We start from the raw sequence: 24,974 nt of genomic DNA, 5'->3' as shown, positions 1-24,974 counted from the left end.
AGGCGGTAAGCCCTCTGGCGGCTGAAGCGGATCACCGCAGTCAGTCAGGGCAGTGACGCTAATAAGCAGGACGCGGCGAGCAGGCTGCCGCGCCCTGCAGACATCAGGCGGACTTAACGTAGTCCAGCACGATGTCGTGGTGATTGGAGGTTTTAAAGTTATCGAAGACCTTTTCCACCTTGCCGTCAGCATCCAGCAGGAAACTGATGCGATGGATGCCGTCATAGGTTTTACCCATAAAGGTTTTTTCACCCCAGACGCCAAACGCCTTACAGACCTCATGATCTTCATCTGACAGCAGGGTGAAGTTCAGCAGCTCTTTTTCGACAAAGCGTGACAGCTTTTCCGGTTTGTCAGTGCTGATACCCAGCACCTCCACGCCCGCTTTTTTTAACTCATCCATGTTGTCACGCAGACCGCACGCCTGGACGGTGCAGCCGGGTGTCATCGCCTTCGGATAGAAATACACCAGAACGCGCTGTCCCTGGAAGTCGGTCAAATTCACTTGTTCGCCATCCTGATCGGGCAAGCTAAATTTCGGTGCGGTATCACCGGCTTTCAGTGGATTCATCACATCTCTCCATTTTTTTATTCAGGCTGTCGGTAATACACCATCCGGCGCGAAACTGCCAAATGGAAAATTACCATCAGGGGGTATTTCACCACATAGCCGGGCACGTTTCGGTGACGGTCATGTGGAGAAATAGCTCCGGTATCAACATGCGCCGTTAGCGTGTCGGGCTGATGGCTTCACTGCTGTCGGCATCCGACAGGCTGTAAAGGCGCAGCGATCCCTGGGCATTCAGCTCATGACACAGCGTATTAAAGGCCTGCTCAAACGACGTGCCTTCAGTCCGCGTCGGACTGTGGGCGGTCATTTGAATATAGAGCGTGGGAGGCAAATCGTGTTGTCCCGGTGTAATCCGGGAGACCAGTTCGGCAACATTCATCTGATGCTTATCGATCAGATCGGTGAAGCGTTCAATGATGTGCGGCGAATCCGCTACCTCAACCTGGATAAAGGCGGTATCCGGCATCGGCGGACGGCGACTGGCATTGGTCCGCTTCATGACAATCAGCAGTTCCAGTTCGGCGCCTTTCAGCGGCAGAGTGGATTCAATCAGCGTAATGGCGTTCCAGCTGCCTGACAGCAGCATGATAAAGGTGAACTCATCCCCGAGCATGGCGAGACGGCTATCTTCAATGTTGCAACCGCAGCTGCTGACGTGTCGGGTAATGGTGTTGACGATACCCGGACGGTCAACACCGAGCGCGGTGATCACCAGATGATGGGGCTGAGATTGCGGCAAAATGGCTTTTCCTGTGCATTCGCTAATAACTATAAGGTAAACATAAAAAAAACTGCTGACAAGCGCCGGAATAGCGTGGCTTGCTTGCTTTTCCCTAAGCGTAAAACGTACCATGAAGCACTTGTTTGTCGAGGGGATCGCCAATGTTTACGGGAAGTATTGTTGCACTCGTTACGCCAATGGATGACAAAGGTAATGTCTGCCGTGCGAGTCTGAAAAAACTGATTGATTATCATGTCGCCAGCGGCACCGCGGCGATTGTTTCCGTCGGCACCACAGGCGAATCGGCCACGCTGAGCCATGAAGAACACGGCGATGTGGTGATGCTGACCCTGGAGCTGGCGGATGGCCGTATTCCGGTAATCGCCGGGACCGGTGCGAATGCCACCGCTGAAGGCATCTCTCTGACTAAACGTTTCGAACACTCCGGCGTGGTCGGCTGCCTGACCGTCACGCCTTATTACAACCGTCCTACGCAGGAAGGGTTGTTCCAGCACTTTAAAGCGATCGCCGACAGCACCAGCCTGCCGCAAATGCTGTATAACGTTCCCTCACGTACCGGTTGTGACATGCTGCCGGAAACCGTTGCCCGCCTGGCTGAAATAAAAAATATTATCGGAATCAAAGAGGCAACCGGGAACTTATCGCGGGTAAGTCAGATCCAAGAGCTGGTTAATGAAGAGTTCATTCTGGTGAGTGGCGACGATGCTACCGCACTGGACTTTATGCAACTGGGCGGCAAAGGCGTCATTTCGGTGACGGCGAACATAGCCGCGCGCGAAATGGCTGAGCTGTGCACACTGGCACAGCAGGGTAATTTCGTCGAGGCACGCCGCCTGAATCAGCGTCTGATGCACCTGCACCAGACGCTTTTCTGTGAACCCAATCCTATCCCGGTAAAATGGGCTGCGAAACAGCTAGGATTAATCGCTAACGACACGCTGCGTCTGCCAATGACGCCACTGACTGCAGCCGGCCAGCCGAAAGTGGAGCAGGCGCTGGTGAAAGCGGGTTTGCGATAATTTAGGGAGTTTGAATGAATTACTCAGTAAAGCGGTCAACGGTAGCCACAGTGGTGGGGCTTTCCACCCTGATGCTGTTGTCGGCCTGTTCAAGCGACCAGCGCTATAAGCGCCAGGTCAGCGGTGACGAATCTTATCTGCAAGCCAGCGAACTACATGAACTGAAAGCCCCAGCCGGGATGATCCTGCCGGTTCAGCGTGGCGATTTTGATGTCCCGCGCACCAGCAGCAAGGCCCCGACCGGCAAGCAGCTTGATATCCGTCCACCGGCCCAGCCGCTGGCACTGCTGAACGGTACCCGCGCGCAATACAGCAATAATACCGGCGCGTTGATGCTTGATAACAGCCGTGGCTCCGTCTGGTCGCAGGTCGTCAATGTGGTGCAGTCTTACAAATTCCCGATTGCTTCACGTAACGACGCCGGACAGCAGCTGACCACCGACTGGGTTCAGTGGAACCGCGCTGATGAAGATCAGCAGTATCGAGGCCGTTACCAGATCAGCGTGCAGTCGCAGAGCTATCAGCAGCTGCTGACGGTTCGCCTGCTGGAACTGCAGCAGGATGGCAAAACCATCACTTCGCCTGCGCAGATCCAACGCTATACCGCGCAGATGCTTAACGACATCAGCACCGGCATGGATAAGATCCAGACCGCCAGCGAAAATGCGGCTTCGGGTCGGGTGAATGGCGCGATTGATGTGCAGAGCGGTGCGGATGATACCGGCCTGCCGTTGCTGATCCTGCGTACGCCGTACAACGTGGCCTGGCAGCGTCTGCCAGAGGCAATGAAACGCATCGGAATGGAAGTGACCGATACGACCCGCTCAACCGGCAGCATGAAGGTGACCTATAAATCACCGGGCAGCAGCGGCTGGGATGAAGTAGGCGCTAAAGATCCCGAATTGCCAAACGGGGATTATAAAGTGCAGGTCGGCGATCTTGATAACCGTACCAGCCTGCAGTTCATCGACCCGAAAGGGCATGTGCTGACCCAGTCGCAAAATGATGCGCTGGTGGCGGTGTTCCAGGGCGCGCTGAACAAATAAAAATGATGAAGGGCCGGAGATTCTCCGGCCTTTTTATTTTGTTTTTGGCATAATAGCGCGCGGCGAAGTAAACGATTGCGTCAAGGCAATCGCCGCAGCGGCACAGGCCGCTGGACACCCGTTATTTCAAGTCTGGAGTGAACAAGATGCAAAAGCGAGCTGAGCTGTATCGCGGTAAAGCGAAAACCGTATACAGCACCGATAACCCGGATCTGCTGATACTCGAATTCCGCAACGATACGTCAGCAGGTGACGGGGCTCGAATTGAGCAGTTTGATCGTAAAGGGATGGTGAACAACAAGTTCAACCATTTCATTATGACTAAATTGCAGGAAGCGGGTATCCCGACCCAGATGGAAGCGCTGCTGTCTGATACCGAAGCGCTGGTGAAGAAGCTGGAGATGGTGCCGGTTGAGTGCGTGGTGCGCAACCGTGCCGCGGGTTCGCTGGTAAAACGCCTGGGCGTGGAAGAGGGGCTGGTGCTCAATCCACCGCTGTTCGATCTTTTCCTGAAAGACGATGCGAAACATGACCCGATGGTCAACGAATCCTATTGCGAAACCTTTGGCTGGGTCAGCAAGGCAAACCTGGCGCGGATGCAGGAACTGACCTTTAAAGCCAACGAGGTTCTGAGCAAGCTGTTTGACGACGCCGGACTGATTCTGGTCGACTTCAAGCTGGAGTTTGGTCTGTTTAACGGCGAAGTGACGCTGGGCGATGAGTTCTCGCCAGACGGCGCGCGCCTGTGGGACAAAGAGACGCTGGATAAAATGGACAAAGACCGTTTCCGCCAGAGCCTGGGCGGCGTGGTTGAAGCCTATGAAGCCGTTGCTCAGCGGTTGGGCGTGAAGCTCGACTAAGCCACACCGCACAGCAGAGAAAGGAGAGCCCCGGCTCTCCTTTTTTCATTTTGGCGTAAAGCTGGTTATTGCCCCGGCACACAACTAAAATCATGCCATCTGAGTAAACCGCTAAGGGAGTAAAGCATGCGCTGGCAAGGGCGTCGCGAAAGCGACAATGTAGAGGACCGTCGCGATCAATCGTCCGGTTATGGAGGCCGCCAGATCCGTCTGCCGCGCGGCAAGGGTGGTATCGTTCTGCTGATCGTGGTCGCGGTGGCCGGCTATTATGGCTATGATCTGACCGGCTTACTGACCGGCGGAGAGGTGGCGCCGACCAGTCAGCAGCAGCAGCGCAGCGTCAGCGCTAATGATGACGAGGCCGCGAAATTCACTAAGGTTATCCTGGCTACCACCGAAGATACCTGGGGCAAACTGTTCCAGCAGATGAACAAACAGTATGTCGCGCCGAAGCTGGTGATGTATCGCGGCGCAACCCGCACCGGCTGCGGTACCGGCCAGTCGGTAATGGGACCCTTCTACTGTCCTGCCGATCAGACGGTTTATATCGATCTCTCATTTTACGACGAGATGAAAACCAAACTCGGTGCTGGCGGTGACTTTGCCCAGGGCTATGTGATTGCGCATGAAGTCGGCCATCACGTGCAGAAGTTACTTGGCATCGAACCGAAAGTCCGCGAAATGCAGCAGGGTGCCAGCCAGACTCAGGTCAACCATCTGTCGGTCAAAATGGAGTTACAGGCTGACTGCTTCGCAGGCGTCTGGGGACACTATATGCAGCAGGAGAATATCCTGGAAGTCGGCGATCTGCAGGAGGCGCTGAATGCCGCCGAGGCGATTGGTGACGATCGTCTGCAACAGAAAAGTCAGGGACGGGTGGTGCCGGATAGCTTCACTCACGGCACCTCGCAGCAGCGCTACAGCTGGTTCAAGCGCGGTTTTGATAGTGGCAATCCAGGACAGTGCAACACCTTTGCCAGCAACGAATGACCCTGCAGCACACCACCGTCCTGATGCAGCAGGCCGGGATTCGACGGCTGGCAGTGATCAGCGGCGATCCCGCCTGGTGCCTGGCACGGGCGGCGGTATGGCGTGACGCGCTGGCGGGTGACTGGCTGACGCTGGCCGACAGCGCGCTGTTTCCCGGTCCGCACTGCGCGCCAGGTGCGGTGCGAACTCTGCTGGGACGCGAATTTCATCACGCCATTTTCGATGCCCGCGCGGGCTTTCACGCTGACGCCTTCGCCGCACTGGCTGGCACCTTAACCGCCGGTAGCTGGCTGCTGCTGCTGGTCCCGCCCTGGGACCGCTGGCCGCACCAGCCGGATGCCGATAGCCTGCGCTGGGCGGATGTCGCCGAACCCATCGCCACGCCACGCTTCGTTCACCATCTGCAACAGCAGATTCTCACCGATGCCGAAGTGCTGCTGGAGCGGCAGCATCAGCCGTGCCGTTGGCCGCCGCTGTCTGACAGGCCACACTGGCAGTGTCAGGCACCGCAGCAGCAACAGGCGGTGCTGGAACAGTGGCTGGCAATATCGTCTGGCGTGGCGGTCCTGACCGCCGCCCGTGGCCGCGGAAAATCGGCACTGGCGGGGATGCTGGCGCGTCACAATGGTCACGCGCTGGTGACCGCACCGGCCAGAGCTTCAACGGAGGTCCTGGCAGCGTTTGCCGGCGAGCATTTTCATTTCATGGCACCAGACGCGCTACTGGCGCTGGACCCGCCGCCTGCCGCTGAGTGGCTGATTATTGATGAAGCGGCAGCTATTCCCGCGCCGCTGTTGCAGGCGCTGGTCAGCCGTTTTCCCCGCGTGTTACTCACCACCACCGTACAAGGTTACGAAGGTAGCGGGCGCGGCTTTATCCTCAAGTTTTGCGCCGCACTGCCGCAGGTGCGCTATTTTACCCTTGATGAGCCACTGCGCTGGTCGCGTAGCGATCCGCTGGAGCGCTGGCTCAACCAGACGCTGCTGTTTGATGATGCCACTGCTGTCACGCCTTCATCATCAGCCCTTCCGCATCCTGCCTCCCGCGACGATTTCCCAGCGTTGCAGGCGGCCTATCGCCTGCTGACCAGCGCCCATTACCGGACCTCACCGCTGGATTTACGTCGGCTGCTGGATGCGCCTGGTATGCAGCTGTGGCTGGCTGGCGAGACAGCGGCGTTGCAGGGCGCATTATGGCTGGTGGAAGAGGGTGGACTTGATCCGGCGCTGGCGCAGGCGGTGTGGGCCGGTACCCGTCGGCCACGCGGTAGCCTGGTGGCTCAGTCGCTGGCGGCGCATGCAGGACTGACGGAGGCGGCAACGTTACGCTCACTGCGCATCAGCCGTATTGCCGTGGCGGCGGAAAGCCGTCGCCGTGGAATCGGCCAGCAGCTGGTGACCGCGGCCCGTCACGCTGCCGCTGATTACGACTATCTTTCCGTCAGCTTCGGCTACACTGAGTCTCTTTGGGCCTTCTGGCGCGCCTGTGGTTTTACCCTGGTGCGAATCGGCAGTCAGCGCGAGGCGAGCAGCGGCTGTTATGCCGCAATGGCGATGCTGGCCTGTTCTGCTGCCGGAGAAGCGTTGCAGCAGCGCGCGGCACAGCAACTGGCCCGCGACTGGCCGCTTTTACCTCAGCCTGTCGCCTTACCGGCAGGCGTAGTGAAGCGGTATGACGCGGATTTTACCGATCAGGATGCCTGGCTGGCCGCCGGTTTTGCCTGGGCACAGCGGCCACTGGAGGCCAGTTTGCCGGTGTTGCAGCGGCTGGCAGGTCTCCGGCTGCAGCCGTTACCGCTGCTGGAAGCCGCGATTGCCGCGCCGGATGCGCTCAGCACGCTGGCCCGACAGGCGGGACTGAGTGGACGTAAAGCGCTGATTACTGCGCTGCGTCAGCAGACCGCCACCGCGCTTGAAAACCTGCCAGGCCTGGACGCTGAGGCTCTGCGTCAGTCGTTGAAATAATTCGACCTGCGGGTTCAAATTTTCCTCATATCATTTCGCGCCCGGCGGCGTAGAGTGAAAACAGGAGGTCAACATGACACTGAAATATGTAATCGTTCAACAGCCCGCCACGGCGGCCCAGCTGTTTCTGCTTTATCACGGCGTGGGCGACAATCCGGATTCAATGGGCGAGATTGGCAGCTGGTTTGCCCGCACCTTCCCGGAGTCGCTGGTGGTGTCGGTGGGGGCGCCCGCCGCAGGCCGCCAATGGTTCCCCGAAGCCGATTTACACGACCAGACGGTTCAGCAACGGGTCGACGCTGCGATGCCGCAGTTCGTCGAGTCGGTTCGTCACTGGCAGCAGCAGAGCGGTGTCCGGGCGGAAGCGACGGCGCTGATCGGCTTTTCGCAGGGCGGTAGCATGGTGCTGGAAGGGGTAAAAGCGCATGCCGATCTGGCGGGGCGGGCGGTGGTGTTTAACGGTCGCTTCGTCACGCTACCCGAGAAAGCCAGTACCCGCACCACGGTGCATCTGATTCACGGTGATTACGATGAGCAGATCCCGCTGCATCATGCGCAGCTGGCGGAGCAGCGTCTGACGGCATTAGGCGGCGATGTTACGCTGGATATTGTCGACGATCTGGCCCATGCCATCGACCATCGCAGCATGGCGCTGGCGCTGGATCATCTGCGTTATACGGTGCCGAAGCGTTATTTTGACGAGGCGTTGAGCGGGGCGAAGCCCGGTGATGATGATGTCATCGTGATGATGTAAAAATGCCCTCGCTCAGCGAGGGCATCCGGCATTACTTCTTCTTCGGCCAGTCGTCGTCATCGTCCCATTTATCGTTAAAATCACGATGCGGCGGCAGGTTCGGTTTGTTATCCATAAATTTTTTGTGATCGATGCGTTTCAGATCTTTATACACATTCATCAGCACGCCAACCATCAGCAGGATCACCAGGATCCACCAGTAATCTTTAATAAACTCCATTTCCCGCTCCTTAACATCGCACTCAGGCGATCAGTTGTTCCATGATGCGTTGATACATCCGGCTCAGCATCTGCAGGTCGGAGGCTTTCACACACTCATTGATTTTATGAATGGTGGCGTTCACCGGACCCAGTTCCACTACCTGCGCACCCATGCGGGCGATAAAGCGGCCATCAGAGGTGCCGCCGGTTGTCAGCAGCTGCGGCTTAATTTCATTATAGTGCGCTACCGCTTTTACGACGGCATCCACCAGCTTACCGCGATCGGTCAGGAACGGCTGACCCGAGAGTTTCCACTCAATGGTGTAGCTCAACTGATGACGATCCAGCAGCTCTGCGACCCGCTGACGGATCATCGCGTCGGTCAGTTCGGTGCTGAAGCGGAAGTTAAACTGCACGAACAGCTCGCCGGGAATGACATTATTACTGCCGGTTCCCGCCTGTACGTTGGCAATCTGCATACTGGTCGCCGGGAAAAACGCATTGCCCTGATCCCATTCGACCGCCACCAGTTCGTTCAGCGCGGGCATCGCCCGATGCACCGGGTTATCCGCCAGATGCGGATAGGCGACGTGGCCCTGCACGCCGTGGATGGTCAGATTGGCGGTGATCGAGCCGCGTCGGCCATTTTTCACTACGTCACCGACCACTTCGGTACTTGAGGGTTCGCCAACCAGGCAGTAATCAAGCCGCTCCTGGCGTGCCATCAGGCGTTCAACCACCTTCACGGTCCCGTTGGCACCGCTGGCCTCTTCGTCTGAGGTGATCAGAAACGCCAGCCGCCCTTTATGGTGCGGATGGACGGCGACAAAACGCTCCGCCGCCACCACCATCGCCGCCAGCGAACCCTTCATGTCGGCCGCGCCACGGCCAAACAGCATGCCGTCGCGGATGGTGGGCTCAAACGGCGGATTGATCCAGCGGCTGGCATCGCCCGACGGGACCACATCGGTATGACCGGCAAAGGCCAGCGTTTCGCCTTCACCGCGGGTCGCCCAGAAATTCAGGGTGTCGCCGATGTTCATGGTCTCGATGTGGAAACCAATCGCCTGCAGGCGGGCAATCAGCAGCGCCTGACAGCCGGCATCATCGGGACTGAGAGAAGGGCGACGAATCAGCTGTTGCGTCAGCTCAATGACCGGGCAAAACATATTACTTCTCCTGGATAGCATTCTGATAACTCGTCTCACTAAAGCCGGCAAGCAAAGTGCCATCCGGAGTGCGTAACAGCGGGCGTTTAATCATGGCGGGCTGGGCCAGCATCAGGGCTTTGGCGCTGTCGGCATCGGTGACGGCTTCGCGCTCTGCCTCGGGCAACTTGCGCCAGGTGGTGCCGCGGGTGTTGAGCAGGGTGGTGTAACCCAGCGCATCAATAAACTCCTGCAGCATCGCATCACTCAGGCCATCAGCGCGGTAGTCATGAAACCGATAGTCGATACCAGCCGCCGTTAAAAAGCCCCGGGCTTTTTTTATCGTGTCGCAATTTTTAATCCCGAACATCACCCACTGCGCGCTCATCGCCTGATCCTTATTATCCTGTGAAAAGTGGAAGCTGAAAAAAGCAGCCAAAGCGGGAGTTTAGCATAGTGCGATCCGTTGCGGCATCTCACCAGGCCAGCCTGACCTGCCGAAAAACGCTTTCGGCTGCGCCTGGTTTATCACCGGGTAACCGTTATCAATTTCAGCCGTAATCATTACCTGGCTTATCATTGGGTGATTAAGAATTTCGCCATGTTTGAAAAATAGTCTACCGCTGGGTTTATCAAAAATTATTTTCAGTCGGGTTAAGCAGTTGCTGAAATGTGCGTCAGCTACCAAATCCGATAAATCTCAGGTTTTATTCACCGCTGCCGATAGTGATAACAGGTGTAAACGTATTCACCTGATGAAAAAAAGCGCGTAACATTGCCATCACAATAAGAGAGGGCATTATGATTGACACTGAAATGGGGAACTGGAAAGAATTTATCGAAGCGATGTTACGCAACAAGTAACACGCTAAGAGACAAGCAGGGCGATTCCCCTCTTGCTGCAATTCTTACCACACACAGAAATAAGGCGGTCACTGACATCAGTGGCCGCTTTTTATTTCTGACCTTGCTGGCCCGGTTGCGGGCCAATCGGCTTAATCGTGTGGCTTCTCTTTTAGCGGGAAGCGCCGGCGGACCAGCACAAAGAACAGCGGTACAAAGAAGATCGCCAGCAGCGTGGCGGAGATCATGCCGCCCATTACGCCGGTCCCCACCGCATGCTGGCTGCCGGAACCGGCTCCGCTACTGATTGCCATCGGCAGCACCCCAAAGATAAACGCCAGCGAAGTCATCAGAATCGGCCGCAGGCGCTGGCGTGACGCCTCCAGCGTCGCGGCCACCAGTTCGCCGCCTTTGCTGTTGATCTCATTGGCAAACTCGACGATCAGGATGGCGTTCTTGGCGGAGAGCCCCACCACCGTCAGCAACCCGACCTGGAAGTAGACATCGTTCTCCAGCCCGCGCAGCCAGGTGGCGATCAGCGCCCCGACCACGCCGAGCGGCACCACCAGCATCACCGAGAACGGAATCGACCAGCTCTCATAGAGCGCGGCAAGACAGAGGAAGACCACCAGCAGCGAAATCGCATACAGCGCCGGGGCCTGTGAGCCGGAGAGCCGCTCCTGATAAGAGGCACCGCTCCACTGAAAGCCGACGCCCAGCGGCAGGGCGTTGACCAGTTTTTCCATTTCGTCCATCGCGGTGCCGCTGCTGACGCCATTCGCGGCTTCACCCACAATCTCCAGCGATGAATAACCGTTGTAGCGTTCAAGCCGCGGTGAACCGGTTTCCCAGTGGCTGGTGGCGAAAGCGGAGAAGGGCACCATGCCGCCGCTGCTGTTGCGCACGTACCACTTATTAATGTCTTCCGGTAGCATACGATATTCGGCCGCCGCCTGAACGTAGACCTTTTTCACCCGACCGCGATCGAGGAAATCATTCACGTAGCTTGAGCCCCAGGCGGTGGTCAGCGTGTCGTTGATGGTATCGAGTGAGACGCCCAGCGCCTGCGCTTTGCGATCATCAACATCAATCTGCAACTGCGGGCTGTCATCAAGTCCGTTGTGCCGCACCCGCGACAGCGACTTATCATTGGCGGCCATCTCCAGCAGCTTATCGCGCATCGCCATCAGCTGCGTATGCCCGACTCCGGCGTGATCCTGCAGTTGCAGGTCAAAGCCGGATGAGCTGCCCATACCGGTGATCGCCGGCGGGCTACTGGCGATCACCCGGCCCTCTTTGATCTTCTGAAAGGCTTTTGTGGCACGATCGATAATCGCGAATGAGGTGCGATCGGTGCCGGGGCGATCTTCCCAGTTTTTCAGCCGCACAAACAGGCGCGCCACGTTCTGACCGTTACCGCCAGGACCGGCACCGATGGTCGAGAACACCGACAGCACATTGGCTTTCTCTTCGGTCAGATAGTACTGCTCCACTTTTGCCACCACGGCGGCGGTTTGCTCCAGCGTCGCGCCTGCCGGCAACTGGACCTGGGTCAGGAACACGCCGCGATCTTCCAGCGGCAGGAACGAGGTTGGCAGACGCAGAAACAGGAAGGCCATCAGGCCGATAAGCGCCAGATAGAGCAGCAGCCAGCGGCCGCCCTTACGCAGAATGCCCGCCACGCCGTGCTGGTAGCGGTCAGCATTTTTATTGAAGTGACGATTAAACCAGCCGAAAAAGCCGCGACGATCGTGCGACTCGCCGGGCTTCACCGGCCTGAGCAGCGTGGCACACAGCGCGGGCGTCAGGATCATCGCCACCAGCACCGACAGCACCATCGCCGACACAATGGTGATCGAGAACTGGCGATAAATGGCCCCGACCGTGCCGCCAAAAAAGGCCATCGGCACAAATACGGCGGAGAGCACCAGCGCAATACCCACCAGTGCGCCCTGAATCTGGCCCATCGATTTACGTGTTGCGGCGCGCGGCGACAGTCCCTCTTCGCTCATCAGGCGTTCAACGTTTTCCACCACCACGATGGCATCATCCACCAGTAACCCGATCGCCAGCACCATGGCGAACATCGTCAGGGTATTGATACTGAAACCGCAGGCGTAGAGCACGCTGAAGGTGCCCATCAGCACCACCGGCACCGCGATAGTCGGGATCAGGGTAGCGCGGAAGTTCTGCATAAACAGATACATCACGCCAAACACCAGCACGATCGCCTCCAGCAGCGTCTTCACCACATCGGTGATAGAGGCTTTGACGAACGGCGAGGTTTCATAGGCGATTTTCGCTTCCAGTCCGTGAGGAAAATAGTGCGACAGCTCTTCAATACGCGCCCGCACCAGTTTGTCGGTATTCATCTCATTGGCGCCAGAGGCCAGTTTCACCCCTAGTCCGGAAGCGGGCTGGCCGTTGTAGCGGCTGAGGTAGTCATATTTTTCTGCACCCAGCGCTACGCTGGCGACGTCGCCCAGCGTCACTACCGAGCCATCCGGATTGTTTTTCAGGGTAATCGCCCGGAACTGTTCCGGCGTCTGCAGCATCGACTGAGCATTCACCGTGGCGTTAAGCGCCTGTTTCGCGACTGATGGCAGGCCGCCCACCTGACCGACGGCGACCTGGGCGTTCTGCGACTCGATTGCGCTGACCACATCATCGGTGGTCAGGGCGTAGGCGATCAGTTTGTTGGGATCGAGCCAGATACGCATCGCATACTGCGAGCCGTAAGCGTCAACCTGGCCGACGCCATCGATGCGGCTCAGCGGGTCCTGAATGTTACTGGCGACATAATCTGCAATATCCTGCTTATCCATGCTGCCGTCGGTGGAAACAAACGCCACCATCAGGATGTTGCTGTCACCGGTTTTATTGACCGTCACGCCCTGCGACTGCACCGCCTGCGGTAATTTGCGCAGCGCGGACTGCAACTGATTCTGCACCTGCTGGCGCGCTTCATCCGGATCGGTTCCGGCGGTAAAGGTGAGCGTGATCTGCGCCTGGCCGGTATTACTGCTGTTGGATGACATGTACATCAGGTTATCGATGCCGGTCATGTTCTGCTCGATCACCTGGGTCACGGTGTTCTCCAGCGTCTCCGCCGAGGCGCCAGGGTAGTTAGCCGTAATGCGAACGTTTGGCGGTGCCAGATCGGGATACTGTTCAATAGGCAGCGAAATGATGGAAAGGGTGCCGCAAAGACACAACAAAATCGCCAGAACCCAGGCAAAGATGGGTCGGTCGATAAAGAAATTCGACATTAAATCGACACTCCTCAGTGCTTTTTTTTATCAGGAACGAGACCCCAGGAAAGGGTGCACCAGCAGAGCAACCGGATGATCTTCGCCACGATTTCCCGCCGTCACTTACTCTACGTGCGGTCAATTAGGAAATCGTGGAGAAATTGTGGAGAAAGTGTAAATTCCCCGATTATTTAACGATGGCGGCTTTCAAGCCAGAGTACCGTAGCGGCAACGCGTGAGCGCACATCCAGTTTACGCAACAGATTGCGGATATGCACTTTTACCGTCTCTTCCGAAATATGCAGAATGGCGGCAATCTCTTTGTTCGACAGACCGCGCGCAACCTCCTGTAGCACGTCACGCTCACGTTCAGTCAGCTGACGTAACGGATCGGCGCTGTGCTGGCGGTTAGCCAGATAACGGGCGACGCCTTCGCTGAAAACTTTTTCGCCCTGCGAGGCCTGCAGAATCTGCGCCAGCAGGATCTCCGGCTCGCTATCTTTCAGCAGATAGCCATCGGCACCGGCATCGACCATGGTGAAAATATCGCTGTGGGCGTCGGAGACGGTCAGCACCAGAATGCGCGATCCGATGCCTTCATGACGCAGCGCTTTAAGCGTATCCAGTCCCGACATGCCTTTCATATTCAGGTCGAGCAAAATCACGTCGGGTTCCTGCCGGCGCGCTTCTGCCAGCGCTTCAGTACCGTTGTTGGCTTCGGCGATCACCACCAGTCGGGGGTCCAGCGCCAGCAGCTGCCGGATACCCCGGCGCATCAGTGGATGGTCATCAACAATCATCAACGTTAATACGGGCTGTTGCATGTTCTTTTCCTTTTCCCCGATCGGTATCAGGCGGTTATGCGTGCTGCGGCTGACGCGGAAGGCTGCACCGCAGTGGCTTTGCCGTTCGTCAGTGGCCAGAAGGTGTCTGGCGATGGCACATCTACAGAGTTAATCCGTTTCAGAACGTTATTCGAACTGACGCGTCGGACGTGGTGGAAAACGCAGCGCCACCTGGGTGCCGCGAGGCAGAACGCTGATGCTCAGATTGCCGCTTAATCGCTGCGCGCGTTCCGCCATAATGGTCAGTCCATAGTGGCCAGGCGGCTCGTCGGTGCTGCTGATGCCGACGCCATCATCGGTGATAGTCAGTAAGTGCTCACCTTGTTCGGTGCGCTGATAATCAATAGTAATGCGCTGTGCGCTGGCGTGACGAATCGCGTTCAGCAACGCTTCCCGCGCGATCTGTAACACATGCACCTGCTGCTGGGCTTCCAGGCTCTCCAGCCCCGGCTGATAGTTAAAGTCAATTTTCGCCCCGACCTGTTCCTGCAGCGAGGCGATCATCGCCTGCATCGCCGCCACCAGATCCGCCTGTTCAATGGTCAGGCGGAAGGTGGTCAGCAGTTCGCGTAACTGGCGATAGGCATCCGCCAGCGCCTGATCAAAGTCAGCAATGATACCGTGTGCGGCCTGGTCAGATTTATCGACGGTGCGCCGCAGCAGCGTGAGCTGTATGCGTAAAAATGAGAGCGACTGCGCCAGCGAATCGTGCAGTTCGCGAGCGATAGTGGTGCGCTCCTCAATTAGCAGCATCTGCTGATACTGCTTCTGCGCCTGCCAGATCCAGATGGCGCGTCCCAGCATCGCTGCCAGGCTGCGCATCAACTCCTCCGGCGGCGAAGAGGCGTGCGTCTGCCAGCGCAATTCACCTGGCTGCTGGTCGTCCTGATGCAGCGGTAACCGTCGCCAGTCCGCTGCCGCATCCTCTTCACCGGCGCGAAACTGAAACCGGTCGCTGTCGAGCCGAATCGCCGTGAGTTTCTCGCGGGTCAGAACGTTATCCAGCACCGCTTCAAACAGCGCCGGATGCAGCGGGCTGGCGGTCAGCATTTGCGAGCTGTCATACAGCAGCGACAGCGTGCGGTTCGCCTGGGTGAGATCTTCGGTTTTGGCACGCACCGTACTTTCCAGTAACTGATATTGCGAATGCAGACGTGTCGCCATGCCGCTGAAGGTGTGCGACAGCACCTTGAGCTCGTTCTGCTGCGCTACGTGCAGCGGCGGAAAATTAAAATTGCCGCTCTCAACATAGCGACTGGCGGTGACCAGCGCGTTAAGCGGGCGCACCACCTGCTGTCGGGTGAAACGAATCGTCATCAGCGCCAGCGCGACAATCGCAATCACGCCCGCCAGGCTACTCGCCGCCACCAGATGCATTTTCAGTTCGGTGTAGCGCTGCAGCCCCAGCACGAAGCGATCGATCTCGCCGACATAGAGCGGCACCTGTTGCTGATAAGCCAGGGTATCACCCTGTTCCAGCCGCTGCTGCAGTGACGGCCAGACCGCACGCAACCGCTGGTAGAGAATTTTCACCTCGCGCGGTACCCAGGGACGATCCAGCTTTTGCAGTACCGGTGCATCAAGCGTTTGCTGGAACAGCACCAGGTGCTCAGCCAGCTGCTGCGGCTGACGGCTGGCATCCCAGGCCATACGGTAGCTCTGCATTCGCAGTGAGCCAGCCAGATTGATCGCCTCGGCATCGCGCTGACTGCTGAAAAGCGTGACCAGCGCCAGACCGGTGGTGAGCAGTGACAGCAGGACGATGGCGCTGAGCGCCTGTGCAATGCTGCGGGTAACGGAACGTTTAACAATCACATGAATAGCCCTGTAAGGAGTGCGGGATTATAAGAGAGCGGTGACGCCACGCAAAGTCCCAATACACTGTTTGTTGCACAACCCGTTACATAAAGTACATAAAATCACCGCAGCTGACCCTTCCCAGGATAACGCGCACAACCCGGGTTAAAAAATAATCACCTTTACATTGATCCTATGTTGCCTTTCATTGCAGCGTTAATAATTCATCCAGTCATTAACGACGTTGCAGATCACATTTATGGAGCATCCGATGAAAAAACTGAATGCAGTTCTGGCTGGTGCCCTGTTAGCCACCGCCTCATTTTCGACCTTCGCCGCGCAGCCGGTTGATCGTGAACAGGCGCAAAGTATGCAGAGCATCGGTAGCGTTTCGGTATCGAATGTACGTGGCTCGCTGGATGATGCCAGTCGCCAGCTGTCGCAAAAGGCTGAAGAGATGGGTGCCAGCCACTATCGCGTAATCGGTGTTGATAACCCAGGCGACTCCAGTCTCTGGACCGGCACCGCTGAGATCTACCGCTAACCCGACCCTCCTGTTTCCATCCCTGTAGCTTTTACCGGCCCGTTTGAGGCCGGTTTTTTTGTTTTTGTGCATCAGTACCGATTCTTACAAATCAACCTGTGCAGTTACCCACTATATTTTGCTTCGTTCTTGCAGAACGGGTAGGATTCATCGCCGTTAATTCCCGCGCTGCTTTCGCTAACTCACAGGCAGACGCACAGAGGAAAATACCCCATTTCGCATGGCATAACGCAATCGTTTGGATGTACTGCGAATGATGGTCAGGACAAACAGGAAAGCTATGAAATCGAATAAAAAATCTGCGGCCGAGATGCGCGCTGCAAAAAGACGCTGGCTGAATTCGCACGACAGCGGCTACCAGAAGGCGATGGGCAACCGTCACGTTCAGATGATCGCTATCGGCGGCGCCATTGGTACCGGCCTGTTCCTTGGTGCCGGTGGCCGCCTGCAGGCCGCTGGCCCGGCACTGGCCATTATCTACCTGGTGTGTGGCATCTTCTCATTCTTTATCCTGCGCGCATTGGGCGAACTGGTGTTACATCGCCCCAGCAGCGGCAGCTTCGTCTCTTATGCCCGTGAGTTCCTCGGTGAAAAAGCCTCCTACGTCGCCGGCTGGATGTATTTCGTCAACTGGGCGATGACCGGTATCGTCGACATCACCGCCGTTGCGCTCTACATGCACTACTGGGGCGCGTTTGGCGATGTCCCGCAGTGGGTCTTTGCACTGGGCGCGCTGGCGATTGTGGGTACCATGAACATGATCGGCGTGAAGTGGTTCGCCGAAATGGAGTTCTGGTTCGCGCTGGTCAAAGTGCTGGCGATTGTGCTGTTTCTGGTGGTGGGCGTGGTGTTTCTTGGCACCGGCAAACCGCTGGATGGCAACAGCACCGGTTTCCATCTGATCAGCGATAATGGCGGCCTGTTCCCGCATGGCTTACTGCCCGCGCTGGTGCTGATTCAGGGTGTGGTCTTTGCCTTCGCCTCGATTGAATTAGTCGGTACGGCGGCAGGCGAGTGTAAAGACCCGAAAACCATGCTGCCAAAAGCGATCAACAGTGTGATCTGGCGTATTGGCCTGTTCTATGTCGGCTCAGTCGTGCTGCTGGTATTGCTGTTGCCGTGGAACGCCTATCAGGCGGGTCAGAGTCCGTTTGTGACCTTCTTCTCGAAACTGGGCGTGCCCTATATTGGCAGCATCATGAATATCGTGGTGCTGAGCGCGGCGCTCTCCAGCCTCAACTCCGGCCTCTACTCGACGGGACGTATTCTGCGCTCCATGTCGATGGGCGGATCGGCGCCGAAATTCATGTCTAAGATGAACGGTCAGCAGGTGCCTTATGCCGGCATTCTGGTCACCATCGGCGTTTATGTGATTGGCGTGGTGCTGAACTACTATGTGCCGTCTCAGGTGTTTGAGATTGTGCTGAACGTTGCGTCGCTGGGGATTATCTCCTCCTGGGCCTTTATCGTGGTCTGCCAGCTGCGCCTGCGTAAAGCAATCAAAGAAGGCAAAGCGGATGACGTCAGCTTTAAGCTGCCAGGCGCGCCGTTTACCTCATGGCTGACGCTGCTGTTCCTGTTCAGCGTGCTGGTGCTGATGGCGTTTGATTACCCGAACGGCACCTACACCATCGCTTCTATTCCGCTGATCGCGGTGATTCTGGTGCTGGGCTGGTTTGGCGTCCGTAAGCGCGTCAGCGCTATCGCCGAAACCGAACACGATCACCATGAAGAAGAGGCGAAGCCAGTCCGGCTGGCTGACGAAAGCCCGCGTTAATCTCTGCCTGTTATAAAGAAGCCAGCCTGCGTGCTGGCTTTTTTATTGCCGTTCGCCAGCCACCCCGACGGGCGAATTCAGATAGTTTTCCCGCCAGCTTCATCCTATGATGGCAGACTCCCTTTATGCCGTAGCGGAGCAAGCATGTCGTTTAAGATCAATATCATCAAAGATAAGTTGCTGTCTGAAAACTGGTTTGTGCTACGCAACGTCACCTATGACATCACCGACCAGCGTGAGCGGGTGATTCGCCATAAACGCGAAGTCTACGATCGCGGAAACGGGGCGACTATCCTGCTCTATAACCGCGAAAAGAACAGTGTGGTGCTGACGCGTCAGTTCCGCATCGCCACCTGGGTCAACGGTAATCAGGACGGCATGTTAATCGAAGCCTGTGCCGGGTTACTCGACGACGATTCCCCGGAAGATTGTATTCGCAAAGAGGCGATTGAAGAGACCGGCTACGCGGTCGGTGAGGTAGAAAAACTCTATACCTGCTATATGTCGCCGGGCGGCGTTACCGAGCTGATCCATTTCTTCGCCGCCGAATATAATGAATCGTTGCGTGACAATGCGGGCGGTGGCATTGAAGATGAGTCGATCGAGGTGCTGGAGATCGGATTCCCGGAGGCGCTGGCGATGATTAAAGATGGCCGCATCTGCGATGGCAAAACCGTGATGCTGTTACAGCATGCACAGTTAGCGGGCTGGTTAACACCCTGACGCACGCCGGTCATCGATCCAGTTTTATCCTGAGTGCCAACAGCCGATGCGTGGCTTTCGAACCAATCATGCACGCTTTTTAAGCAGTTAACCGCGCTTTCTGGACGGGTTCACAGAATGCGGCCATCAACGGGCCCGTTGATGCGCTATCATCTCCACTCTGAGTATTCGGGGATCGATTTTCTTAATGTCGTATTGGATGAAATCGCTGTGGCTGTCGTCTTTGCTATGGGTTGCCTCTGTGCAGGCCGATCCGTTGCAGAAGTCATTTAACGACTGGCAAATGACCTGCAACAACGCGGCATTCTGCGTGGCACGCAATATTCCGGGTGACAAAGGACTGGTAATGACGATTTCGCGCCATGCGGGCGTCAATGACCGTCCGCTGTTGCGTATTGACTATGGCAGCGCCTACAGCGGCGATCTGCCGGGCGGGCCGCTGCAGGATAATCTGTTACTCGATCAGCGCCGCCTGAAGCCCGATCTGAAACACTGGACGGTGGAACCCCATCATCTCGCCACCAGCAACGCCATCGCCATCGATGAGTTTCTTGATCTGGTGCTGGACGCCAAAACCGTGCAGCTCACTTACGATCCCAATGCGCTGATCTCACTTCGCGGCATGAAAGCGGCCCTGCTGCTGATGGATGACGTGCAGGGCAGGGTAAACGGCATGAGCGCCTGGGTTAAGCGCGGCGATCGTGCCAGCTGGGATGTCCCGCCGTCGCCATCCCTGCCGCAGTTACCGCCAGCGCCGCCACCGCCCGCAGCCCTGACCCGCGAAGAGACCAGCGGCCTGATCGACTACGGCACCTGGCGAATCAATACCGACTCCTGCTCGCTGGACCCGATGCGGCGCGAAGTGAGCGTCGCGCCACTGACCGATCAGAAAGCGCTGCTGCTGGTGAGTTGTGAAATGGGTGCGTATAACGTCATCGATCTGGCATTTGAGGTGACACGCAGCCAGCCCTATGTGGCGCGCGGCGTGACGCTGACCCTGCCGTTTACTCCACCTGGCGGCAGCGAACGGCAGCTTGATCTGATTAATGCCGAGTATGATGCGGCCACCGGACAGCTCTATACTTTCGGCAAAGGGCGCGGACTGGGAGATTGCGGCAGAGCGACACGCTGGCAGTTCGACGGGACGCGGTTTGTACTGGCGGAGTATGCTGAAGAATCGACCTGTGATGCCTGGCACAGCAGCGATGACTGGCCCACCCTGTGGGTAAGCCAGTCCGCGGCAGCAGTACAACAGCGTTAACGAATCGCCTGCACCATCATCGGTGATCCGAGCTGATTCCCCACCAGTTCGGCCAGCATATTGTTAACGCCATCGCTCATCGGCGTGAAGCGGGTGAGCGGTGAACGGGTAACCACCACAAAAACCCCGACGTTATGCTGCGGCACCATCGCCATATAGGTAATGAAGCCGCCACCGCCGCCTGTTTTCTGAATAATGCCGGGACGTCCCTCTTTGGGTCCCATATAGACCCAGCCCATTCCCAGCGCGTCGGCTTTGCCCGGCACATCCATGCCTTCGACTTTGTGTAACTGGTCACGACGATAAATCAGCGTCTGCAGACGATCGATCTGAGGCGTGCGATGGTTCACGGATGAGTTAAGGAACTGCTGCATCCAGCGGCCCATGTCATCTGGCGTGGAGTAGACGCCACCGCTGCCAATCGCCGCCAGGGTATTGTTGCAAGGGCTGGCCCCTTTCTCGGCGACCATCAGGCGGCCGCACTGCTCGGGCGACGGGGTAAAAGTGGTATCTTTCATGCCGAGCGGCCGGGTAATCAGCTGCTGGAACAGCGCCGGATAAGGCGTGCCGGCTGCCCGCGCTAAGGCATCGCTCAGCAGATCGTAACCCAGGTTGGAATAGGCGGCATTGCTGCCCGGCGCGGCTTTAAGCTGGGCGCGCGACAGCCAGTCCCAGCGCTCGCCGCGTGTTGGCCAGACAAACACCGGACGATGCGGTTTACCGCCCGGCTGCTCACGCGGCAGACCGCTGGTGTGGGTCGAGAGGTTAATCAGCCGAATCGGCTGGCCGTTGAAGCTCGGCACCCGGGCGCCCGGTGGCGCATATTTACTCAGCGGATCGTCAAGGCGAATCTGCCCGCGCTCCGCCAGCTTCACCATCACCTCGCTGGTCATCAGCTTACTGAGTGAAGCAATACGAATCAGCGAATCCTTCTGCGGTCGCACATTGTTGCCTGGCCGGGTTTCACCAAAGCTGGCGAAAACGCGCTGATTACCATCAATCGCCACCAGTGCCATACCGGTCGCGCCGCTGCCGTAGAAGATATGTTCTGCGTAGCGATCGACAATCTGTGATGCCAGCAGCGGATCGGGCGCGACCTGCGCCATGCTTTTTAATGGAAGCAGAGAAACCATCAAGGCCAGTAAATAAGATGTGCGCATGTTCAACGGAGAGGGCTTCGCTATAGAAACGGAGAAAAATGCTGCCTTAATCTTCAACCTTTGGCAGGCAGCGAACCGCATCTTTCCGTCAGACCACAGACAGGAAGAGGCGGGCGGCCAGCGTACAGGCAGCGTAAAGTATGACGGGTCTATAGTAATCAGTTTGCGCGAGGCGTGAAGAGGGGAAAAGAGATTTTTTTCTGTTTCAGGCTATGAGCAGAAATGGCCCTTCCCGCAAGCGCGGGAAGGGCAAAAGCATTAAACTGGCTTGAGTAATGCTTCAGCGTGGCTGACGATGTTTTCAATCGTGAAGCCAAACTCAGGGAACAACTTACCGGCCGGTGCTGATTCACCGAAGGTGGTCATTCCGACAATCGCACCATCCAGGCCGACATACTTGAACCAGTAATCGGCGATACCGGCTTCAACCGCCACGCGCGCTTTCACGCCGCTCGGCAGCACCGATTCACGGTAGGCAGCATCCTGCGCATCGAACAGATCGGTCGACGGCAGTGAGACAACCCGCACTTTATGGCCGCCGGTGGTCAGCTTCTCCGCGGCGCCCAGGGTGATCTCAATCTCCGAACCGGTAGCAATCAGAATCACCTCTGGCGTACCGTCACAATCTTTCAGCACATAACCGCCGCGCTTGATGTTCTCAATCTGCTCTGGCGTGCGCTCTGGTTGCAGCAGGTTCTGACGTGACAGGATCAGCGCCGTCGGGCCGTGATGGCGCTCTACCGCCGCTTTCCATGCCACCGCCGTCTCAACCTGATCGCACGGACGCCAGACGCTCATGTTCGGCGTCAGGCGCAGGCTGGCGATCTGCTCAACCGGCTGGTGCGTCGGGCCATCTTCGCCCAGACCAATAGAGTCATGGGTGTAGACCAGAATCTGCCGCGCCTTCATCAGGGCCGCCATACGCGCCGCGTTACGTGCGTACTCAACAAACATCAGGAAGGTTGCGGTGTAAGGGACAAAACCGCCGTGGTGCGCGATCCCGTTACCAATCGCCGTCATACCGAACTCACGCACGCCGTAGTGAATGTAGTTACCGGCCGGATCGTCTTTAATCGACTTCGAGCCGGACCAGATGGTCAGGTTACTCGGCGCCAAATCAGCGGAGCCGCCGAGGAACTCAGGCAGTAACTTGCCGTAGGCTTCCAGCGAATTTTGCGATGCTTTACGGCTGGCAATTTTCTGTGGATTAGCCTGCAGGTCATTGATGAATTTGGTGGCTTCTGCTTCCCAGGTCGACGGCATTTCGCCATTCATCCGGCGCTCATACTCCAGCGCCAGCTCAGGATGGGCCTGCTTATAGGCGGCAAATTTCGCATCCCAGGCTTTTTCGCGCTCCGCACCGGCTGCTTTCGCATCCCACTGCTGATAAATATCGGCCGGAATTTCAAACGGCGGATAGTTCCAGCCGAGCTGCTTACGCGTCAGCGCCACTTCTTCCTCACCCAGCGCCGCGCCGTGCGACTCCTCTTTACCGGCTTTGTTCGGCGAACCGAAACCGATAATGGTGCGGCAGATAATCAGTGACGGCTTATCTGTGACGCTCTGTGCCTCTTTAATCGCCTGGCTGACGGCTTCCGGATCGTGTCCGTCGATGTCGCCAATCACATGCCAGTTGTAAGATTCAAAGCGTTTATGGGTGTCGTCGGTAAACCAGCCTTCGGTTTCGCCATCAATGGAAATGCCATTGTGATCGTAGAAGCCGATCAGTTTGCCGAGGCCAAGGGTACCGGCCAGCGAACAGACTTCGTGCGAAATCCCTTCCATCAGACAGCCATCGCCCATGAAGACATAGGTGAAGTGGTCAACGATGTCGTGATCCGGACGGTTAAACTGCGCCGCCAGCGTGCGTTCAGCAATCGCTAAGCCAACCGCGTTTGCCAGTCCCTGACCCAGCGGGCCAGTGGTGGTTTCAACGCCAGGGGTGTAGCCGATCTCCGGGTGGCCCGGCGTTTTTGAATGCAGCTGACGGAAGTTTTTCAGCTCTTCAATCGGCAGGTCATAACCGGTCAGGTGCAGCAGGCTGTAAAGCAGCATCGAACCGTGGCCGTTGGAGAGGATAAAGCGGTCGCGGTCAAGCCAGGCGGGGTTGGTCGGATTGTGCTTGAGGAAGTCGCGCCAGAGCACTTCTGCGATATCTGCCATGCCCATAGGCGCACCGGGGTGACCTGAGTTTGCTTTCTGTACCGCATCCATACTCAGTGCACGAATCGCGTTTGCCAACTCTCTGCGTGAGGACATAAAGTTCTCCCTTGTTAAGAATCAGGGCGGGAAATTCCCGCCCGACTAAAATTGAACACTACAGGCGTGCGGCCAGCACATCTTCCAGCTTCTGCTGGTCAACCGCGAACTGACGGATACCGTCAGAAAGTTTTTCCACCGCCATCGGGTCCTGATTATGTTCCCAGCGGAATTCAGCCTCAGAGAGCGGCGACGGCTGATGGAAGCCTTCGGTTGACGGCTCCAGTTTACGCTCCAGCGGCGCATCGCTGTTCTGCAACTCTTCCAGCAGGTTAGGCGAAATGGTCAGGCGGTCGCAGCCGGCCAGCGCCACAATCTGCTCCACTTTACGGAAGCTGGCGCCCATGATGATGGTGCTATAGCGATGCTTTTTGTAGTAGTCGTAGATGCGACGAACGGATTTCACGCCCGGATCTTCATCGACCACATAGGGGTCCATCGGTTTGCGGCTGTTGTACCAGTCATAAATGCGGCCAACAAACGGCGAGATCAGGAACACGCCCGCCTCGGCACAGGCCCGCGCCTGGGCAAAGGAGAACAGCAGCGTCAGGTTACAGTTGATGCCATTCTTCTCCAGCTCTTCCGCCGCGCGGATGCCTTCCCAGGTGGAGGCCAGTTTGATCAGAATACGTGAGCGATCGATACCGTGCTCTTCATACAGGCGAACCAGTTTCTCTGCTTTGGTCACACACATGCCACGATCGAAAGAGAGGCGCGCATCCACTTCGGTCGAAACACGGCCCGGTACGCTTTTCAGAATCTCCATACCGAGGTTAATCGCCACTTTGTCACTGGCGTTGATGATCTGCGTCTCTTTGCTGCCGCCCTGTTTTTTGGCGTAGTCAATCGCATCATCGATCAGGTGTTTATAGGCATCAAGACTGGAGGCTTTGAGGATCAGCGACGGGTTGGTGGTGGCGTCTTCCGGGTGGTAATTACGAATCGATTCAATATCACCACTGTCCGCCACCACGGTGGTGAACTGTTTCAGGGCTTCTAGCTGGTTCATTTCTACACTCCTTGAAAAGAAAACATGAAAGCGAAAAGGGAGCACCTCAGGCCTCGGAGCCAATCTATGGCGTGCTTTGCTACCGGGAACGCGAACCCATAACATTGCAACAGACACTTTCGGATGAAAATGCGGTTTCTCTGATTGTTGCGCTGCGAGGCGGTGCGAAGGAGCCGTCATGCGGTGTTAACCGTGGGGTGCGCCATATTC

General features: G+C 57.2%; 22 protein-coding genes. 11 read left to right on the top strand and 11 right to left on the bottom strand.

The features are described from left to right. Positions 1 to 103: 103 nt before the first annotated feature. Positions 104 to 571 (bottom strand): thioredoxin-dependent thiol peroxidase, encoded by a 468-nt coding sequence (gene bcp / locus WFK59_RS10115; RefSeq protein WP_031375386.1) that lies wholly within the window; start codon positions 569 to 571, stop codon positions 104 to 106. 157 nt (positions 572 to 728) lie between these two features. Then, the gene (locus WFK59_RS10110; RefSeq protein WP_094122051.1) at positions 729 to 1,310 is read right to left on the bottom strand and encodes a glycine cleavage system transcriptional repressor; all 582 of its coding nucleotides are present in this window, start codon (positions 1,308 to 1,310) and stop codon (positions 729 to 731) included. A 143-nt stretch (positions 1,311 to 1,453) separates the two neighbouring features. Here WFK59_RS10110 and dapA point away from each other — a divergent pair, with 143 nt between their 5' ends. The 6 genes from dapA (at position 1,454) to ypfH (ending at position 7,946) form a co-directional block, all read left to right on the top strand. Continuing rightward, positions 1,454 to 2,332, top strand: coding sequence for a 4-hydroxy-tetrahydrodipicolinate synthase (dapA, locus tag WFK59_RS10105; RefSeq protein WP_233987417.1), 879 nt, complete (start codon positions 1,454 to 1,456; stop codon positions 2,330 to 2,332). A gap of 14 nt (positions 2,333 to 2,346) precedes the next feature. Then, positions 2,347 to 3,378 (top strand): outer membrane protein assembly factor BamC, encoded by a 1,032-nt coding sequence (bamC, locus tag WFK59_RS10100; RefSeq protein WP_336755712.1) that lies wholly within the window; start codon positions 2,347 to 2,349, stop codon positions 3,376 to 3,378. A 146-nt stretch (positions 3,379 to 3,524) separates the two neighbouring features. Next, positions 3,525 to 4,238, top strand: a complete 714-nt coding sequence (gene purC, locus WFK59_RS10095; protein WP_233987419.1) for a phosphoribosylaminoimidazolesuccinocarboxamide synthase — start codon at positions 3,525 to 3,527, stop codon at positions 4,236 to 4,238. A 126-nt stretch (positions 4,239 to 4,364) separates the two neighbouring features. Further along, on the top strand, positions 4,365 to 5,228 hold the full coding sequence (gene ypfJ, locus WFK59_RS10090; RefSeq protein ID WP_233987420.1) for a KPN_02809 family neutral zinc metallopeptidase: 864 nt from the start codon (positions 4,365 to 4,367) through the stop codon (positions 5,226 to 5,228). Continuing rightward, the gene (locus WFK59_RS10085; protein ID WP_336755711.1) at positions 5,225 to 7,192 is read left to right on the top strand and encodes a tRNA(Met) cytidine acetyltransferase TmcA; all 1,968 of its coding nucleotides are present in this window, start codon (positions 5,225 to 5,227) and stop codon (positions 7,190 to 7,192) included. The genes ypfJ and WFK59_RS10085 overlap by 4 nt, the downstream gene beginning before the upstream one ends. A gap of 73 nt (positions 7,193 to 7,265) precedes the next feature. Continuing rightward, complete coding sequence (gene ypfH, locus WFK59_RS10080) at positions 7,266 to 7,946, top strand: esterase (RefSeq protein WP_336755710.1); 681 nt, start codon at positions 7,266 to 7,268, stop codon at positions 7,944 to 7,946. A gap of 31 nt (positions 7,947 to 7,977) precedes the next feature. Here ypfH and WFK59_RS10075 read toward each other — a convergent pair whose 3' ends face one another. Genes WFK59_RS10075 through WFK59_RS10065 form a run of 3 tightly spaced genes read right to left on the bottom strand, consistent with a single transcriptional unit; the run spans position 7,978 to position 9,683 of the window. Further along, a complete protein-coding gene (locus tag WFK59_RS10075) occupies positions 7,978 to 8,166 on the bottom strand; it encodes a YpfN family protein (protein WP_233987423.1) in 189 nt (62 codons plus the stop codon). A gap of 22 nt (positions 8,167 to 8,188) precedes the next feature. Next, positions 8,189 to 9,316: a succinyl-diaminopimelate desuccinylase gene (dapE, locus tag WFK59_RS10070; protein WP_336755709.1), complete on the bottom strand. Its 1,128-nt coding sequence runs from the start codon at positions 9,314 to 9,316 to the stop codon at positions 8,189 to 8,191. A 1-nt stretch (position 9,317) separates the two neighbouring features. Continuing rightward, positions 9,318 to 9,683 carry an ArsC family reductase gene (locus WFK59_RS10065; RefSeq protein WP_094121199.1) on the bottom strand — a complete coding sequence of 122 codons (366 nt, stop codon included), beginning with the start codon at positions 9,681 to 9,683 and terminating at the stop codon, positions 9,318 to 9,320. Positions 9,684 to 10,096: 413 nt separating this feature from the next. Here WFK59_RS10065 and ypfM point away from each other — a divergent pair, with 413 nt between their 5' ends. Continuing rightward, entirely contained in the window at positions 10,097 to 10,159 is a 63-nt protein-coding gene (ypfM, locus tag WFK59_RS22085) for a protein YpfM (protein WP_139015967.1), read from the top strand. Positions 10,160 to 10,290: 131 nt separating this feature from the next. Here the strand turns inward: ypfM and acrD are convergent, their stop codons facing one another. The 3 genes from acrD to narQ form a co-directional block, all read right to left on the bottom strand. Further along, positions 10,291 to 13,407: a multidrug efflux RND transporter permease AcrD gene (acrD, locus tag WFK59_RS10060; protein ID WP_233987425.1), complete on the bottom strand. Its 3,117-nt coding sequence runs from the start codon at positions 13,405 to 13,407 to the stop codon at positions 10,291 to 10,293. A 173-nt stretch (positions 13,408 to 13,580) separates the two neighbouring features. Beyond that, a complete protein-coding gene (locus WFK59_RS10055; RefSeq protein WP_233987426.1) occupies positions 13,581 to 14,213 on the bottom strand; it encodes a response regulator in 633 nt (210 codons plus the stop codon). Positions 14,214 to 14,360: 147 nt separating this feature from the next. After that, entirely contained in the window at positions 14,361 to 16,049 is a 1,689-nt protein-coding gene (gene narQ / locus WFK59_RS10050) for a nitrate/nitrite two-component system sensor histidine kinase NarQ (RefSeq protein WP_336755708.1), read from the bottom strand. A gap of 253 nt (positions 16,050 to 16,302) precedes the next feature. Between narQ and WFK59_RS10045 the strand changes: the two genes are divergently transcribed. The 4 genes from WFK59_RS10045 (at position 16,303) to WFK59_RS10030 (ending at position 20,336) form a co-directional block, all read left to right on the top strand. Further along, entirely contained in the window at positions 16,303 to 16,575 is a 273-nt protein-coding gene (locus tag WFK59_RS10045; protein WP_233987428.1) for a YdgH/BhsA/McbA-like domain containing protein, read from the top strand. Positions 16,576 to 16,855: 280 nt separating this feature from the next. After that, positions 16,856 to 18,352 carry an L-asparagine permease gene (gene ansP / locus WFK59_RS10040; RefSeq protein WP_233987429.1) on the top strand — a complete coding sequence of 499 codons (1,497 nt, stop codon included), beginning with the start codon at positions 16,856 to 16,858 and terminating at the stop codon, positions 18,350 to 18,352. A 144-nt stretch (positions 18,353 to 18,496) separates the two neighbouring features. Beyond that, a complete protein-coding gene (nudK, locus tag WFK59_RS10035) occupies positions 18,497 to 19,075 on the top strand; it encodes a GDP-mannose pyrophosphatase NudK (protein ID WP_233987430.1) in 579 nt (192 codons plus the stop codon). A 187-nt stretch (positions 19,076 to 19,262) separates the two neighbouring features. Next, positions 19,263 to 20,336: a DUF1176 domain-containing protein gene (locus WFK59_RS10030; RefSeq protein ID WP_336755707.1), complete on the top strand. Its 1,074-nt coding sequence runs from the start codon at positions 19,263 to 19,265 to the stop codon at positions 20,334 to 20,336. On the opposite strand, the gene ampH is transcribed toward WFK59_RS10030, so the two are convergent. The 3 genes from ampH to tal form a co-directional block, all read right to left on the bottom strand. After that, positions 20,333 to 21,496: a D-alanyl-D-alanine-carboxypeptidase/endopeptidase AmpH gene (ampH, locus tag WFK59_RS10025; protein WP_233987432.1), complete on the bottom strand. Its 1,164-nt coding sequence runs from the start codon at positions 21,494 to 21,496 to the stop codon at positions 20,333 to 20,335. The genes WFK59_RS10030 and ampH overlap by 4 nt on opposite strands. A 258-nt stretch (positions 21,497 to 21,754) precedes the next feature. After that, positions 21,755 to 23,755: a transketolase gene (gene tkt, locus WFK59_RS10020; protein ID WP_233987433.1), complete on the bottom strand. Its 2,001-nt coding sequence runs from the start codon at positions 23,753 to 23,755 to the stop codon at positions 21,755 to 21,757. Between the two features lie 58 nt (positions 23,756 to 23,813). Continuing rightward, positions 23,814 to 24,764 (bottom strand): transaldolase, encoded by a 951-nt coding sequence (gene tal, locus WFK59_RS10015; protein ID WP_031375846.1) that lies wholly within the window; start codon positions 24,762 to 24,764, stop codon positions 23,814 to 23,816. Between the last annotated feature and the right edge of the window lie 210 nt (positions 24,765 to 24,974).

It is taken from the genome of Pantoea sp. USHLN298 (genome assembly GCF_037149395.1).
Taxonomy (GTDB): Bacteria; Pseudomonadota; Gammaproteobacteria; order Enterobacterales; family Enterobacteriaceae; genus Pantoea; species Pantoea astica.
This window is presented reverse-complemented; position numbering and strand designations above follow the sequence as displayed.

Coding starts and splice junctions, on each gene's coding strand:
- purC (WP_233987419.1), top strand. CDS start 3,525: ATGCAAAAGCGAGCTGAGCTGTATCGCGGTAAAGCGAAAACCGTATAC.
- nudK (WP_233987430.1), top strand. CDS start 18,497: ATGTCGTTTAAGATCAATATCATCAAAGATAAGTTGCTGTCTGAAAAC.
- bamC (WP_336755712.1), top strand. CDS start 2,347: ATGAATTACTCAGTAAAGCGGTCAACGGTAGCCACAGTGGTGGGGCTT.
- ypfH (WP_336755710.1), top strand. CDS start 7,266: ATGACACTGAAATATGTAATCGTTCAACAGCCCGCCACGGCGGCCCAG.
- WFK59_RS10085 (WP_336755711.1), top strand. CDS start 5,225: ATGACCCTGCAGCACACCACCGTCCTGATGCAGCAGGCCGGGATTCGA.
- tal (WP_031375846.1), bottom strand. CDS start 24,764: ATGAACCAGCTAGAAGCCCTGAAACAGTTCACCACCGTGGTGGCGGAC.
- tkt (WP_233987433.1), bottom strand. CDS start 23,755: ATGTCCTCACGCAGAGAGTTGGCAAACGCGATTCGTGCACTGAGTATG.
- ansP (WP_233987429.1), top strand. CDS start 16,856: ATGAAATCGAATAAAAAATCTGCGGCCGAGATGCGCGCTGCAAAAAGA.
- WFK59_RS10065 (WP_094121199.1), bottom strand. CDS start 9,683: ATGAGCGCGCAGTGGGTGATGTTCGGGATTAAAAATTGCGACACGATA.
- ypfJ (WP_233987420.1), top strand. CDS start 4,365: ATGCGCTGGCAAGGGCGTCGCGAAAGCGACAATGTAGAGGACCGTCGC.
- dapA (WP_233987417.1), top strand. CDS start 1,454: ATGTTTACGGGAAGTATTGTTGCACTCGTTACGCCAATGGATGACAAA.
- WFK59_RS10075 (WP_233987423.1), bottom strand. CDS start 8,166: ATGGAGTTTATTAAAGATTACTGGTGGATCCTGGTGATCCTGCTGATG.
- ampH (WP_233987432.1), bottom strand. CDS start 21,496: ATGCGCACATCTTATTTACTGGCCTTGATGGTTTCTCTGCTTCCATTA.
- WFK59_RS10045 (WP_233987428.1), top strand. CDS start 16,303: ATGAAAAAACTGAATGCAGTTCTGGCTGGTGCCCTGTTAGCCACCGCC.
- acrD (WP_233987425.1), bottom strand. CDS start 13,407: ATGTCGAATTTCTTTATCGACCGACCCATCTTTGCCTGGGTTCTGGCG.
- WFK59_RS10030 (WP_336755707.1), top strand. CDS start 19,263: ATGTCGTATTGGATGAAATCGCTGTGGCTGTCGTCTTTGCTATGGGTT.
- dapE (WP_336755709.1), bottom strand. CDS start 9,316: ATGTTTTGCCCGGTCATTGAGCTGACGCAACAGCTGATTCGTCGCCCT.
- WFK59_RS10055 (WP_233987426.1), bottom strand. CDS start 14,213: ATGCAACAGCCCGTATTAACGTTGATGATTGTTGATGACCATCCACTG.
- bcp (WP_031375386.1), bottom strand. CDS start 571: ATGAATCCACTGAAAGCCGGTGATACCGCACCGAAATTTAGCTTGCCC.